The organism is Citrobacter sp. KH_055_1 (genome assembly GCF_057838705.1).
Window position 1 is genome coordinate 877608 of record NZ_CM174473.1, and the last position, 14707, is coordinate 892314.

General features: G+C 52.4%; 13 protein-coding genes. 9 read left to right on the forward strand and 4 right to left on the reverse strand.

Translation table 11 applies throughout. The features are described 5' to 3' along the window. The first annotated feature begins 16 nt into the window (after positions 1–16). Together AC3ITF_RS04265 and rlmM are read left to right on the forward strand one after the other, a co-directional pair. The gene (locus AC3ITF_RS04265; protein WP_096755875.1) at positions 17–412 is read left to right on the forward strand and encodes a DUF423 domain-containing protein; all 396 of its coding nucleotides are present in this window, start codon (positions 17–19) and stop codon (positions 410–412) included. After that, positions 405–1505 (forward strand): 23S rRNA (cytidine(2498)-2'-O)-methyltransferase RlmM, encoded by a 1101-nt coding sequence (gene rlmM / locus AC3ITF_RS04270; protein WP_096755876.1) that lies wholly within the window; start codon positions 405–407, stop codon positions 1503–1505. The genes AC3ITF_RS04265 and rlmM overlap by 8 nt, the downstream gene beginning before the upstream one ends. A 27-nt stretch (positions 1506–1532) precedes the next feature. Here rlmM and fucR read toward each other — a convergent pair whose 3' ends face one another. The 4 genes from fucR to fucI all read right to left on the reverse strand — a co-directional run bounded on the left by fucR (position 1533) and on the right by fucI (position 6040). Further along, complete coding sequence (fucR, locus tag AC3ITF_RS04275; protein ID WP_135911471.1) at positions 1533–2267, reverse strand: L-fucose operon activator; 735 nt, start codon at positions 2265–2267, stop codon at positions 1533–1535. A 57-nt stretch (positions 2268–2324) separates the two neighbouring features. Next, the gene (gene fucU / locus AC3ITF_RS04280; RefSeq protein ID WP_096755878.1) at positions 2325–2747 is read right to left on the reverse strand and encodes an L-fucose mutarotase; all 423 of its coding nucleotides are present in this window, start codon (positions 2745–2747) and stop codon (positions 2325–2327) included. Between the two features lies 1 nt (position 2748). After that, positions 2749–4167, reverse strand: a complete 1419-nt coding sequence (gene fucK / locus AC3ITF_RS04285) for an L-fuculokinase (protein ID WP_489176161.1) — start codon at positions 4165–4167, stop codon at positions 2749–2751. A gap of 97 nt (positions 4168–4264) precedes the next feature. Beyond that, positions 4265–6040: an L-fucose isomerase gene (fucI, locus tag AC3ITF_RS04290; RefSeq protein WP_117343128.1), complete on the reverse strand. Its 1776-nt coding sequence runs from the start codon at positions 6038–6040 to the stop codon at positions 4265–4267. Between the two features lie 464 nt (positions 6041–6504). Between fucI and AC3ITF_RS04295 the strand changes: the two genes are divergently transcribed. The 7 genes from AC3ITF_RS04295 to fucO all read left to right on the forward strand — a co-directional run bounded on the left by AC3ITF_RS04295 (position 6505) and on the right by fucO (position 14675). Next, entirely contained in the window at positions 6505–8004 is a 1500-nt protein-coding gene (locus tag AC3ITF_RS04295) for a sugar ABC transporter ATP-binding protein (protein WP_115257586.1), read from the forward strand. Between the two features lie 3 nt (positions 8005–8007). Then, the gene (locus AC3ITF_RS04300) at positions 8008–8991 is read left to right on the forward strand and encodes an ABC transporter permease (RefSeq protein ID WP_096755882.1); all 984 of its coding nucleotides are present in this window, start codon (positions 8008–8010) and stop codon (positions 8989–8991) included. Positions 8992–9064: 73 nt separating this feature from the next. Then, positions 9065–10015 (forward strand): ABC transporter substrate-binding protein, encoded by a 951-nt coding sequence (locus tag AC3ITF_RS04305; RefSeq protein WP_115257587.1) that lies wholly within the window; start codon positions 9065–9067, stop codon positions 10013–10015. A 53-nt stretch (positions 10016–10068) separates the two neighbouring features. Further along, positions 10069–11649: an FGGY-family carbohydrate kinase gene (locus AC3ITF_RS04310; RefSeq protein ID WP_489176162.1), complete on the forward strand. Its 1581-nt coding sequence runs from the start codon at positions 10069–10071 to the stop codon at positions 11647–11649. Between the two features lie 64 nt (positions 11650–11713). Then, the gene (locus AC3ITF_RS04315; protein WP_096755885.1) at positions 11714–12712 is read left to right on the forward strand and encodes a LacI family DNA-binding transcriptional regulator; all 999 of its coding nucleotides are present in this window, start codon (positions 11714–11716) and stop codon (positions 12710–12712) included. Between the two features lie 139 nt (positions 12713–12851). Further along, positions 12852–13499 (forward strand): L-fuculose-phosphate aldolase, encoded by a 648-nt coding sequence (gene fucA, locus AC3ITF_RS04320; RefSeq protein WP_096755886.1) that lies wholly within the window; start codon positions 12852–12854, stop codon positions 13497–13499. Positions 13500–13526: 27 nt separating this feature from the next. Continuing rightward, positions 13527–14675, forward strand: coding sequence for a lactaldehyde reductase (gene fucO, locus AC3ITF_RS04325; protein WP_137363171.1), 1149 nt, complete (start codon positions 13527–13529; stop codon positions 14673–14675). Positions 14676–14707: the final 32 nt, after the last annotated feature.

Genomic DNA, 14707 nt, shown 5'->3' on the forward strand with positions numbered 1-14707 from the left:
TACGTAGGGTATTAACATGACCAGCCGTTTTATGCTGATTTTTGCCGCCATAAGTGGCTTTATCTTTGTTGCTCTGGGCGCGTTTGGGGCTCACGTGCTAAGCAAAACGCTTGGCGTTGTTGAAATGGGTTGGATCCAGACCGGTCTTGAGTATCAGGCGTTTCATACGCTGGCTATTTTTGGTCTGGCCGTCGCTATGCAGCGACGTATCAGCATTTGGTTTTACTGGAGTAGCGTGTTCATGGCATTAGGCACCGTGCTGTTTAGCGGTAGCCTGTATTGCCTCGCGCTCTCTCATTTACGCCTGTGGGCGTTTGTTACCCCGGTCGGTGGTTTCAGCTTCCTGGTAGGTTGGGCGCTGATGTTAGTGGGTGCTATTCGATTGAAACGTAAGGGCGTTAGCCATGAATAAGGTTGTATTGTTGTGTCGCCCAGGTTTTGAGAAAGAGTGCGCCGCAGAAATTACGGATAAAGCAACACGCCGGGAAGTGTTCGGCTTTGCCCGCGTGAAAGACAATGCGGGGTACGTGACTTTTGAGTGCTATCAGCAGGGGGATGCAGAAAAGCTCGTAAAAGAGTTGCCGTTTAGCTCGCTGATTTTTGCTCGCCAGATGTTTGTTGTCGGCGAGTTGCTGCAATATTTACCGCCGGAAGACCGCATTACGCCGATTGTTGGCATGTTGCAGGGCGTGGTGGAGAAGGGCGGCGATCTGCGTGTCGAAGTGGCCGACACTAACGAAAGCAAAGAACTGGTGAAGTTTTGCCGTAAATTTACCGTACCGCTACGTGCGGCGCTGCGCGAAGCGGGCGTGCTGGCAAAGTATGAGACACCAAAGCGCCCGGTTGTACACGTGTTCTTTATTGCGCCGGGCTGTTGTTACACCGGTTATTCCTGGCCTGACAACAACTCGCCGTTTTACATGGGGATCCCACGTCTGAAGTTCCCGGCCGATGCGCCGAGTCGCTCAACGCTGAAGCTGGAAGAAGCGCTGCATGTCTTTATTCCGGCCGATGAGTGGGATGAGCGTCTGGCAAACGGCATGTATGCGGTGGATTTAGGCGCATGTCCTGGCGGCTGGACCTATCAGCTGGTCAAACGCAACATGTGGGTTTACTCCGTGGACAATGGTCCGATGGCGCAAAGCCTGATGGATACCGGACAGGTTACCTGGCTGCGTGAAGACGGATTTAAGTACCGTCCGAATCGTAGCAACATTTCGTGGATGGTTTGCGATATGGTGGAAAAACCGGCGAAAGTTGCCGCGCTGATGGCGCAGTGGCTAGTCAATGGCTGGTGTCGTGAGACGATTTTCAATCTCAAACTGCCGATGAAAAAACGCTACGAAGAAGTGTCGCAAAACCTGGCGTATATTCAGGAGCAGTTGGATGAACACAACATCAATGCACAAATTCAGGCGCGTCAGCTGTACCATGACCGCGAGGAAGTGACCGTGCACGTGCGCCGTCTGTGGGCGGCCGTTGGTGGTCGTCGCGACGAGCGATAAGACGCCCGGGCCGGATGACGCATACGTTTATCCGGCCTGGATTACCGCACCGTCTGTCTGCTGTTCACCCGAAATAATATGCGTGACCTCCTCCAGATGCCCGATCCGGGCCTCGCCAGAACGATCTAACTTACTTTTATCGAAAAGCAGCAATGACTGTGATGCACGCTTGAGCAGAATAGATTTGAACTCCGCGTTGCGGCTGTTGGAATCCCAAAGCGTGCCGCTGCTATCGATCCCGGAACAGGAAAAAATAAACAGGTCGATGTCGAGGGATTTCAACTGAGAAATGAGCGACGGATTCACGTAGCAACCGTCCTTACGCTCCAGCCTACCGCCTGAGCAGATGAGCTGAATATGTTTACGTTTGGCCAGTTCCTGGCAAATGGGCTGACTGTTGGTAAATACCTGGATGTTGATATCCGGCAACTGTCGGGCCAGATACCAGCAGGTCGAGCTGGCGTCCAGGGCTATCACCATGCCTTCTTCTATCCATGTCAGCGCTTCCCGTGCGGCATCGGCTTTATGCGTATGATGGCTGTTACGTCGAATGTGAAACGGGTCGCCGCTGTTTTGATTTTCCCGCTGAATGATCCTGGCGCATCCGTGGCTGCGCAGGATTTTGCCCTGGGTTTGTAGTTCGCTGAGATCGCGGCGGATAGTCTCTTTACTGACGTTCAGCTGCAAAGCCAAAACTTCAGTGGTCAGGTTTTGATGGTGAATGAGCAAGTCTACTATCGCCTGCTGGCGCGCCGCTTTCATGGTCCGATCCTCATCGTTGGATGAATGCCCGCCTCTGACGGGCACTCCGATCAGAGATTACGGTGTTACGCCTTTTTTCAAAAGAATATTTCCGTACTTTGCCCGCTCGCCGGTGATAACGACAGCAAACGCGTTTTGCGCCCGCTCGTAGAATGCATAGCGATCAATGCGCGTGATACCCGGACCGCCCGCTGGCAAGGAGAGCGCATCGCGATACCGTGCTTCGACACTTGGGTCGAGTGAATCCCCTTCAACGGGCGCCATCATCACCAGCGGCGGAGCGTAACTGTCCAGTTCAAACAACGGAATAATCGCCTGTAGCAGGGCGTCGACCTGCAGGCCGTCGGCGCGGATCACCTGTGGCCCCATGCTGTGCGCGGGAAAATGAGCATCGGAAAAGATAATTTCATCGCCGTGACCCATTTCAGCCAACACTTTCAGCAGGTCGGGGGAAATTAAAGGGGAAATCGTTTTTAGCATGTCACTCGACTCCTGTGAGTTCGGGTTCAGTTTGCGGATAGAAATAACGGTACTGGTAATGCACCTGGGCGCGAGCCTGCTCCGGTGAGGTAAATTCCCCAATGCCTGACCAGGCAAACATCGCCGCCCCGGCGACGGTGGTTTCGGCGTCATCCAGCACTTTGATCGGGATACCCAGAACGTTGGCTTTAATCTGATTCCACAGCGCGTTACGACTTCCCCCACCAACCAGCAGCAGCTCTGTCGCCTGGAAGTGACCGATGGTCTCCAGTGTCTGTAGATTTTGCTGCAGCCGGTGGGTGAGTCCCTCCAGTGCCGCACGGTATAAATGTCCCCGCGTGCTGTTGAGCGTGACGCCCTGCCAACCCGCGTTCGCGCCGGTGAGCAGATCGCACTGCATTTTTACCCCATCAGCCCCAGCCGGAATGGCGTTGGCTTCATCGATAAGCGTTTGCCACGGCGTATCGGCAGTCCACAGCAGCTTGCGTACCCATTCGAGAACGCCGGAAGCCAACCATTGCATACCGGGATTGTACAGCCCAGCGTGGCTGTCCAGTTCGCAGGTGGAGCCGGAATACTGGCTCAGCAGTGGGGTATTCACCTGCGCGCTGCGCACCATCAAAATTTCCCATGTGCCGGAGGAGAGCACCGGTTCGTCCGGCTGTGCGCCCGCGCCAAAGAGAGCGAACTGTGTATCATGCCCGGCGGAAATGACCGGAATGCCCGTCGGTAGCCCGAGCAATGTTGCCGTGGTGCTTTGCAACGTCCCAATATGCTCGCCTGCTTCAACTAGGCGGGGAAACAGTCGGCGTGGAATGCCGGCTGCCTGCAAAATGTCGGGGCTGAACTCTCGCTGATGGATATCCAGCAGCTGGCTGGTGCCTGCCATGGTGATATCCGTCGTGAATTCACCGGTTAAGCGATGGTTAAGAAGCGAGGAGATAAATAGCCAGGCGTGCGCCCGTTCCAGTAATTGCGGGTGGTTTTCTTTGAGCCACACCAGTTTATACAGGGTGTTAAAGCTGAAGGCGCCGACGCCGGAGATGTCCTGCAACTGCTGTGGTGTCATCAGGCGGCTGATATTGGCCATCACGGCAGCGGTGCGTGGGCATTTCCAGCTGATTACCGGATAAAGCAGTTCGCCATTTTCATCAACCAGCGCGCCGTCTACGCCAAACGTGGTGACGGTAATCCCGCGGATTTGGCGGGTAGACAGTTCAGATGACAGGCGGTGGCAGCAGTCGGCAAAGCGTTGCAGAATGGCATCCAGGGACCACTGATGCCAGGTGCTGTTTTCTGAGGCGATATCACTGGCGTTCGGTGTGGAGGCGCGGGCAACGATTTTTCCCTGACGGTCAACGGCAATGGCCCGCACGTTGGTTGCGCCACAGTCGAGGACCAGTATAACGTCTTGTTTCATAGCCACTCCAAATGTTGCCGGATGACGCTGCGCTTATCCGGCCTACAAATTTTACAGTTGTAGGCCCGGTAAGCTTGCGCCACCGGGCAGAGTCGCATTAACGTTTATACAGCGGGCCATAGTTCTGGCAGGCGCGATAATCCTGGCCTTCACTGTCCATACCGTGTGCAGCCCAGGCTGAAGGGCGATAGATTTTCTCTTCTTCCACGTTGTGCATACACACTGGAATACGCAGCATGGCGGCAAGGGTAATAAAGTCTGCACCAACGTGACCAATAGTCAGCACACCGTGGTTCGCACCCCAGTTCGCCATCACCGAGTAAACGTCGCTGAATGGACCTTTACCGGTTAAGCGCGGAGCAAACCAGGTCGTTGGCCAGGTGGAGTTGGTGCGGGCATCGAGCTGGTCATGCATGTCTTTCGGTAATTCCACGCTCCAGCCTTCGGCTATCTGCAGCACCGGTCCCAGACCTTTGATGATATTGATACGGGTCATGGTGAACGGCACACCGCCTTCAGTCAGGAAGCGAGAGGAGTAGCCGCCGCCGCGGAAGTATTCATGAATAGCCGGGCACCATTCGGTTGCCGCCAGGCAATCATCCACCTCTTGCTGGGAGATTTCCCAGTGCGGTTTCATGGTCGGTTTGCCATCGCTGTCACGCTGTTTGCAGGAGCCGTCCAACGCCGCAGATCCGGAGTTGATCAGGTGGATAATACCGTGCTCAGCAAGGCCAGTCAGCGGCTGGCCGGTGACGCGTTGCACGGCTTCCGGTGACCAGTAGGTGCGTACATCGGCAAAGACTTGCGCGGTACCGGTAAGCTGGCGGCCAAACAGCATTGCTACACCGTTCAGACTGTCGTTTTCGGTGGCAACCACATACGGTTCGCGTACGCCGTTCCAGTCAAATGAGCTGTTCAGCAGGGCTTCGGCGGTGTCGCCGTTCGGGTATTGATCGGTCCAGTGACGCTGACCCTGGAAGCCCGCGGCAATGGCGTTGAAGCCCAGCGACTCTTCGACCAGGCCTTTTTCAGCCAGTATCTTGTTACCTTGCATCATGTCACGGATGCACATTGCCATCAGCAGACTTTCTTTCAGGACCGCGCGGCTTTGCTCTTCGTTGCGTTTGTACTGTTGGGCATTCTGATCTTCGCCATAGCGGAAGTTTTTGTCCGCCCACGCCAGCGCAATCTCCAGCTCGGTTTCGTCATAGATTTTTTGGTCAATACGACGACGCAGCTCGGTCATATCTACCGGCTGAACCTTCATGCCCAGCCAGGATTCAAAGAAGTTATGATCGACAATGGATCCTGCGATCCCCATTGAAACGCCGCCCACGGACAGATAGCTTTTGCCTTTCATACTGGCAACGGCCAGGCCTGCACGACTAAAGCGCAGCAGTTTTTCTTCAACATCGGCGGGGATGGTGGTGTCACCCGCATCCTGCACGTCATGACCGTAAATCGAGAAAGCAGGCAGACCTTTTTGGTTATGCGCTGCCAGCGCTGCAGCCAGATAAACAGCGCCAGGACGTTCCGTGCCGTTGAAGCCCCAGATGGCTTTTGGACGCATTGGGTCCATGTCGATGGTTTCGCTGCCGTAGCACCAGCATGGTGTCACGGTGATCGTCACGCCGACATTTTGGCTACTGAATTTTTCTTCGCAGGCGGCGGATTCAGCCATCCCGGCAATGCAGGTGTCTGCAATCACGCACTCAATCTGCGCGCCGCAGGCGTGACGAAGTTTCTCGGTGATAAGCGCGGCAGTGGCTTTCGCCATATTCATGGTCTGTTCTTCGAGCGACTCACGTACACCCATACGACGCCCATCAATCACCGGACGAATACCGATTTTCGGTAAACTCATTTTTTTCATTCGAGGTTCCTCATCTCACTTTATGCCGTGCTGCAAAAGCGGATGGAGGACACCACTGTCGCAGTTGGCTGAATTTTTCATTTTTGCTAACTCGAGTTAGCTTAGGTATCAGCGAGTTTTTTACACAACTTTTTTGTTGTGGAACTGTGAGAGGCCTCACGAGAAGTGGTTAAAATTCGATCTGCGTCAAATAAATTAATGTGCGGATTTTAGTTAATCTTGTTTTTAATTAATGATATACGAGAAAATTCCTGTCCAGTGTCACAGTTTTAAACCAAATGATTTGGTTATTTTTTGCAGCTAAAATAGCTTTAAAAGGCAATCGCTAACTCGAGTTAGCAATAATCAAAAAACGTATCTACGCTTTTAAGAAGTATTCGCATTAACGGTGACGATGGCTCCATGGCAACGCTGTTTTCGCCTGATTTACCGACTGTAGTTTCTGTATATTGAGGAAAGCAGCAATGTCCGAAACATTTTTACAGATGAGTCATATTACGAAACGTTTTCCCGGCGTATTAGCGTTGAGTAATGTGGATTTTGCGTTACGCAAAGGGGAAGTTCATGCGCTGCTTGGCGAAAATGGCGCGGGGAAATCCACCTTGATGAAAATTTTATCCGGCGTTTATCAACCGGATGAAGGTAATATTATTTTTGAAGATCAAGCTGTTTCATTCGCGAATCCGTTAAGTGCACAAAAAGCCGGGATCACGATTATTCACCAGGAATTTAATTTATTCCCAGAGTTAACGGTTGAAGACAATATCTTTATTGGCAGGGAATTTTGCAAAAATAACCGCTGGCGTCTTGACGAGAAACAACAGCGCCAGGCAGCTATCGATATTTTGCAAAAATTGAACCTGAATATTGCGCCAGATACGCTGGTTGCCGATCTTACCGTCGCTCAACAACAAATGGTTGAGATTGCCAAAGCTATATCGGTGAATGCCAAAATTCTGATTATGGATGAACCGACGGCGGCGCTGACGGAAACGGAGATCGACAGTTTATTTCAGGTTACCCGTTTGCTGAAAGAGCAGGGTACCGGCATTGTCTATATCTCGCACCGTCTGGAAGAGCTGGCGTTAATTGCCGACCGCGCGACCGTGATGCGAGACGGTCAGTTTATTGCCACCGTCGATTATGATGCTGTAAAAATCAGCGACTTAATTGCCATGATGGTTGGGCGTGACCTCGGGAATATCTATCCGCGTCGTGAACCCTTGTCTCAGCACAAACCGGTGCTGGAAGTGAGCGGCCTGACGCGCAAAGGGGTACTGAACAACATCGATTTTACCCTGCATCAGGGGGAGATTTTAGGTTTTGCCGGTCTGATGGGCGCAGGGCGTACCGAACTGGCGCGTGCCATTTTCGGTGCAGATCCCATCGATAGCGGTACCATTACGCTAAACGGTAAGGTCACCGTGGTTAAAGATATCCCTGACGCAATCAAACAGGGGATCAGCTATTTAACAGAGGATAGAAAAAAAGAAGGACTGGCATTAGGGCTGTCGGTTGAGCGCAATATTATGCTGGGGAATTACCCGGAGTATTCCGATCGCTACGGCAATGTTGATAGCAAGCGCTGTCAGCAAACCAGCCAGGAGCAGGTGAAAGCCCTGCGAATTAAAACGCCACACCTTGAGCAGGCCGCATTAAATTTAAGTGGTGGTAATCAGCAGAAAATCATTATTGCCAGATGGGTGTGTAAAGACACCGATATTCTCATCTTTGATGAGCCTACGCGTGGCATTGACGTGGGGGCCAAACTTGAAATTTATGAATTGATGAATCGACTGGTGGCAAAAGGGAAATCAATCATCATGATTTCTTCTGAATTACCGGAAGTGCTGGGTATGTGCGATCGCATTTTAGTGATGCGTAGTGGTCGTATTACCGGTGAGTTAGCTTCTGATGACGCCACACAAGAAAAAATCATGCAATACGCGACGTTAGAGGATTAATTTATGACTATCTCTGTAACCTCTTCAGACAGCAATAATAAAAAAATTAAAATTAACAAAGAACTTTTAATGCGCCTCGCGCCGCTTTTCAGTTTGATTATTCTGGTGATATTTTTCAGTTTTGGATCGCCATTTTTCTTTAATACTGAAAATATTATGACCATTGCTCTGCAAACCTCGGTCATTGGCATCATGGCGATTGGCGTTACCTTCGTCATTATCACCTCCGGGATCGACCTTTCTCTCGGTTCCGTGGTGGCGTTTTCAGGCGTTGCGGTCGGTATCTGCGCCACGCTGGGTTTGCCTCTGCCGATTTGCATCCTGGCAGGCGTGTTAGCCGGTGGGCTGTGCGGTTATATCAACGGGCTGTTGGTCACCAAAATGACCATCCCGCCCTTTATTGCCACGCTGGGCCTGATGATGTCCGTCAGGGGCATCAACATGGTGATGACCGACGGCCGCGCGATTTACTTTGCTGATTACCCAGGCTTCAAAATGCTGGCACAGGGCCGCCTGTTCGACGTGCTGCCTTATCCGGTCTTTTACCTGGTGGTGGTGGCGCTGATCGCTGCGTACATCCTGAAGAAAACGGTGATTGGTCGCTATGTTTATGCCGTGGGCAGCAATGAAGTTGCAGCACACCTGTCCGGAATTAAAGTCCAGCGCGTCAAAATCTTCGTCTACGCCTTCTGCGGTCTGCTGACCGGGATTGCCGGGGTCATTCTTGCTTCGCGTCTGAACTCAGGTCAGCCAACGGTTGGTGTGGGTTATGAGCTGGAAGCGATTGCCGCGGTGGTGATTGGTGGTACGAGCCTGATGGGCGGGATTGGCACCATCGGCGGCACGATTATCGGCGCATTCATTATGAGCGTGTTGAAAAATGGCCTCAACCTGATGGGCGTCTCCCAGTTCTGGCAGATGGTGGCAATGGGTGTGGTGGTTATCGCGGCGGTTTATCTCGACACATTACGCAAAAAAATTCGTTGATTTACGCTCCCGGAAGTTGCGGGGCATCATAACCCTGACGTTTAGGGTGACTCACTCAGAACGGAGTACAACAATGAAAACCAGGCATTTTGTCTATGCGTTATCCCTGCTGGCCTGCATGACTTCCAGCGCGTTGGCTAAAGATATGAACCTCCCTGTGGTCAGTAAAGGTTTTCAGCATGAATTCTGGCAAACCGTAAAAATGGGGACCGAAGCGGCAGCGAAAGAGTTGGGTGATAAAACCAGCTATGTAGGGCCGGCGGATGAAACACAAATTGCTGAGCAGATTCAGTTGGTTGAAAACGCAATGGCGCAAAAGCCTAACGGACTGCTGCTGGCGGCGTTAGATGCCAATGCCCTCGCACCGCTGGTGGAAACGGCCAATTCACGGGGGATTAAGGTTGTGACCTTTGACTCTGGCGTGAATTCTGACATTCCGGTCAGCTTTGTGGCAACCAATAACCGTAAAGCCGGCGCAGAAGCCGCCGATGCGCTCGCCGCTGAAGTGGGCAGCAAAGGGAAGGTCGGTATTATTGCGCACGTGGCCGGTACCTCTTCTGCAATCGAGCGTTCGGAAGGGTTTATTGCCCGCATGAAGGAAAAATATCCGGATATCAAGGTACTGCCTGTTCAGTACAGCGATGGGGATCCGCAAAAAGCGATGGATAAAACTATCGATATGATTCAGGCCAACCCGGATATTGCCGGGATCTATGGCACTAACGAAGGTTCAACGCTGGGTGTAGCGAACGCCATTGATAGTCAAAACCTGAAGGGCAAAGTGAAGGTGATTGGCTTTGACAGCACCGAAGCGATTATTGCCTTCCTGAAATCCGGCGTTATCCAGGGCTTTGTGGTGCAGGATGCTTACCAGATTGGCTATCAGGGGATCAAAACGCTGAATGCCGCCGTGTCGGGTCAGGCTGTTCCAAAAGAGATTGATATCCCGGTTAAATTCGTGAATGCGAAGAACATTGATACACCGGAAATCGACAAATTATTACATCCATTCGGTAAAAAATAAGACCGTTGGGGCGACACGTTCGCCCCATTTTTAGCCAGTGTCAGGGAGTTACTATGAGCAGTGGATATTTCCTCGGGGTGGATGTCGGTTCCGCCAGCGTCAGGGCCGGTGTCTTTGATGCCAATGGTACGCGACTGGCCTTTGCGACATTACCTATCTCGCAGTTTCGACCCGGTCCGCAGCGGGTAGAACAATCATCCGCTGAAATCTGGCAGCAGGTGTGTCATGCGGTGAAAGATGCGGTGTCGTCAGCGGGGGTTCCCGTCGAGGAAATTCGTTCACTGGGATTCGATGCCACCTGCTCTCTGGTTGCTCTCGATGAACAAGGACAAGGGTTGGCGGTTTCACCCGGTGAATCGCCTGACCATAACATCATCATGTGGATGGATCATCGCGCGGCAGACGAGACCAAACGCATTAACGCCACGCAGGATCCCGCCCTGCGCTATGTTGGCGGCGAAGTCAGCGTCGAAATGGAATTGCCTAAAGTGCTGTGGCTGAAGAATCATTTTCCTGCGACGTGGGAGCGCGCGCATCGATTCTACGATCTGGCGGACTTCCTGGTCTGGAAAGCGACCGACAGCGATGTAGCGGGTCTGTGCTCCCTGACCTGTAAATGGAACTATCTGGCGCACGAACAACGTTTTAGTCATTCGTTGCTCGATGCCGTTGAATTAACAGATTTACTCAGCAAAATCCCGTCGCGTATTTTACCGCCGGGGGCCGCCGTTGGTACGCTCAGCCCTGAAGCGGCGCAGGCGTTGGGACTGACCACGCATGTTGTGGTTGCCAGCGGGATGATTGATGCGCATGCAGGCGGTGTAGCGCTGGCCGGTGCTCAGCCTGTGGGAACGCTGGCGTTGATCAGCGGCACGTCAAACTGCCATATGCTGTGCAGCGAAGAGGAAATTCATACACCGGGCGTATGGGGACCATACTGGTCCGCGATGCTACCCGGCTACTGGCTGACCGAAGGCGGGCAAAGTGCCGCCGGGGCGTTAGTCGACTGGACGCTTCAGGAGTCAGGTGCCAGTGCGGACCTGTATCGTAAGGCCGAAGCGCGGGGTTGCCATCCGATAGTATTGGTCAATGAATGGGTGGCTGCACTGGAGGAAAATGAAGCGGAACCAGGGCGCAACTTACATGTGTTGGCCGATCATCATGGCAACCGCTCACCGCGTGCGCGACCAGATGCTCGTGGCAGCGTATGTGGCTTGACCCTTGAACGTGGCGAGCGGCAGGTTGCTCGCTTGTATCTGGCAACATTACAGGCGATTGCCTGCGGTACGCGGCACATTATGGAAGTGATGCGCGAAAATGGACACACTATTTCACGACTGACGCTGTGCGGAGGAGCAACGCACAATCCGCTGTGGCTACGTGAGTATGCGGATGCGACCGGATGCGATATCCATTTGATGCAGGAAGAAGATGCGGTGACGCTGGGTGCGGCGATTACCGGTGCGGTTGCCAGTGGGGCGTGGGCAAATTTCCCGGCGGCTTGTCAGGCGATGGTGACGCCCGGTGAGGTTATCAAGACAAACCCTAAGCGTCAGGACTTTTATGCCCGCAAATATCAGGTGCATCTGACTATGTGGGGGCAGCAGCAGGTGCTTAACCAACTGATGCTGTAAGACAAATGTTTAAAATACTTTTATGATTGTGAATTGACGTTTTGGATGTGAACTGGGGCATATAATGGCTAAAACAGTAGAACAGATAGCCAGCGATCTGAATTTATCGGTGACAACCGTGCGACTGGTGTTGAATGGGAAAGCTGAGCAATATCGTATCAGCGTTAAAACCCAAACGCGCATTAATGAATATGTTGAGCGTTATGGTTATGTCATCAACCATTCAGCGCGCAGCCTTAAACTGAATAAAACGGATACGCTGGGGCTGATTGTGCCCAATATTTCCAACGTCTTTTTTGCTACGCTCGCTGAAAAACTTGAGCAACGCTGTCGTCGTTCTGGATATCAGTTAACGATTAGCTGTACTTATGATGATGTTGATTACGAGAATAAATTAACCAAAGCGTTAATTGCACGTAATGTTGACGGACTTTTTATTGTCCCGTCAACGCTCGAAAACCAGCAGCATCATTTACGCCAGGTTAGAAAACCGATGGTGTTACTTGACCGTGATTTTAAGTACACCGATAACGCGCTGGTAGAAAGTCATAATAGTTTAGGTGGCGAAAAGCTGACGCAAAGTTTGTTCGATGCGGGAAAATCTCCAATCTGGTTTTTGGTGGGCGATACCGGGCTGCCCAGTATTGGCGACCGTTTGCAGGGGTATCTTAACGCATTGAGTAACAATGGTATTTCCCATCATGATTGGGTGCGTGAAGGTCCGGATAACACGCCAGATGGTGGCTACCGGTTAATGGAAAAACTGATCGCTGAGCAGGGATGTCCTCAGGCATTTATCGCCTCGTCATTACCTGTGCTGGAAGGCGCCATCGTCGCTATTCGCAATCGTTTTGGCGTTATTCCACCTGATATTAATATCGGCACATTCGATGAACATCCGATGCTGGGATTCCTCGCCAATAATGTCTGGTCAATGCAGCAGGATGAAAACGTCTGGGCGGAAAAAGCCTTCGACATGATGATGAGTGCGATTGAAGACCAGCCGATTAAAGAAACGGTAAAAGTACCGATGAAGCTCATTAAGCGTGTAAGACAAAAATAATACTTTTTTAATAATAAATCAGCTAACTGAACCTGAATAAAAATTCAGTGGCTGCTCATATCTGAAACCTGACCCGTCTTACTCTGCGGCTGTATTTTTCGCAATCAAGACGAGGGGAAACTGTACCCGGAGAATTATGATGGAAAGAATGCGTTTGTCGCGAGAAATCATTGAAACCTGCCTTGAAATGACCAGCCTGGGGCTGAATCAGGGAACGGCGGGTAATGTGAGTGCACGTTATGAAAATGGAATGCTGATCACGCCCAGCGGAATTCCTTACGAAAGACTCACGGAAAATATGATCGTGTATGTAGACAACGACGGTAATTATGATAAAGGACAATTACCGTCCAGTGAATGGCGTTTTCACCTTGCTGCCTATCAGACGCGGCCAGAGGCTAATGCGGTTGTCCATAATCATGCGATCCATTGCACCGCGGTATCGATTCTCAACCGTCCTATCCCGGCTATCCATTACATGATTGCTGCTGCCGGTGGAAATTCCATTCCGTGTGCGCCGTATGCGACGTTTGGTACACGTGAACTGTCAGAGCACGTGATCGTGGCGCTGAAAGACCGCAAAGCAACGCTGTTGCAGCATCATGGGCTGATTGCCTGCGAGGCGAACCTGGAAAAAGCACTGTGGCTGGCGCATGAAGTGGAAGTTCTGGCCCGCCTTTATCTGAGCACATTAGCGATCGTCGATCCTGTTCCGGTGCTGGATGATGAAGAGATTGCCATCGTGCTGGAGAAATTCAAATCCTACGGATTACGAATTGAAGAGTAATTTCGCAAAGCGAAAAGGAGAAATACGATGGCGAACAGAATGATTCTGAATGAAACGGCATGGTTTGGCCGGGGAGCTGTTGGGGCGTTAACCGATGAAGTTATTCGTCGGGGGTATCGTAAGGCGCTGATTGTGACCGATGCCAACCTGGTACAGTGCGGTGTGGTCGAGAAGGTGACATCGCGGATGGATGCGGCGGGGCTGGCGTGGGAGATTTACTCCGGCGTTATCCCCAATCCCACCATTGCAGTGGTACAGGAAGGGCTGGGTGTCTTTGAGCAAAGTGGCGCAGACTATCTGATTGCCATTGGCGGTGGCTCCCCGCAGGATACCTGTAAAGCGATTGGTATTATCTACAATAACCCTGAGTTTGCCGATGTGCGCAGCCTTGAAGGCTTATCGCCCACGCGTAAGCCAAGCGTACCGGTGATGGCTATCCCGACGACGGCAGGGACGGCGGCAGAAGTGACCATTAACTACGTGATCACCGATGAGGAAAACCGGCGCAAGTTTGTCTGCGTCGATCCGCATGATATTCCGCAGGTGGCATTTATCGATGCCGATATGATGGACGGTATGCCCGCGGCGTTAAAGGCGGCTACCGGCGTTGATGCGCTGACCCATGCCATTGAAGGTTACATCACCCGTGCGGCCTGGGCGTTGACGGATGCGCTGCACATCAAAGCCATTGAGATCATTGCCGGGGCGCTGCGTGGATCCGTTGCCGGTGACAGCAAGGCCGGTGAAGCCATGGCGCTGGGCCAGTATGTTGCTGGAATGGGCTTTTCCAACGTTGGCCTGGGGCTGGTTCATGGTATGGCACACCCGCTGGGTGCGTTTTATAACACGCCGCACGGCGTCGCCAACGCCATTCTGCTCCCGCATGTGATGCAGTACAACGCCGACTATAGCGGGGACAAATTCCGCGATATCGCCCGGGCAATGGGCGTGAAGGTGGAAGCATTGACGTTGGACGAGGCGCGTAAAGCCGCCGTGGATGCGGTGTTTGAGCTTAACCGTGATGTGGGCATTCCGCTGCACTTACGTGATGTTGGCGTGCGTAAAGAGGATATCCCGGCGCTGGCGCAGGCAGCATTCGATGACGTATGCACCGGTGGTAATCCGCGTGAAGCGAGCCTCGGCGATATCGTTGAGCTGTACCACACCGCCTGGTAATTGTGCTGGATGACGGTGTGAACGCCTTATCT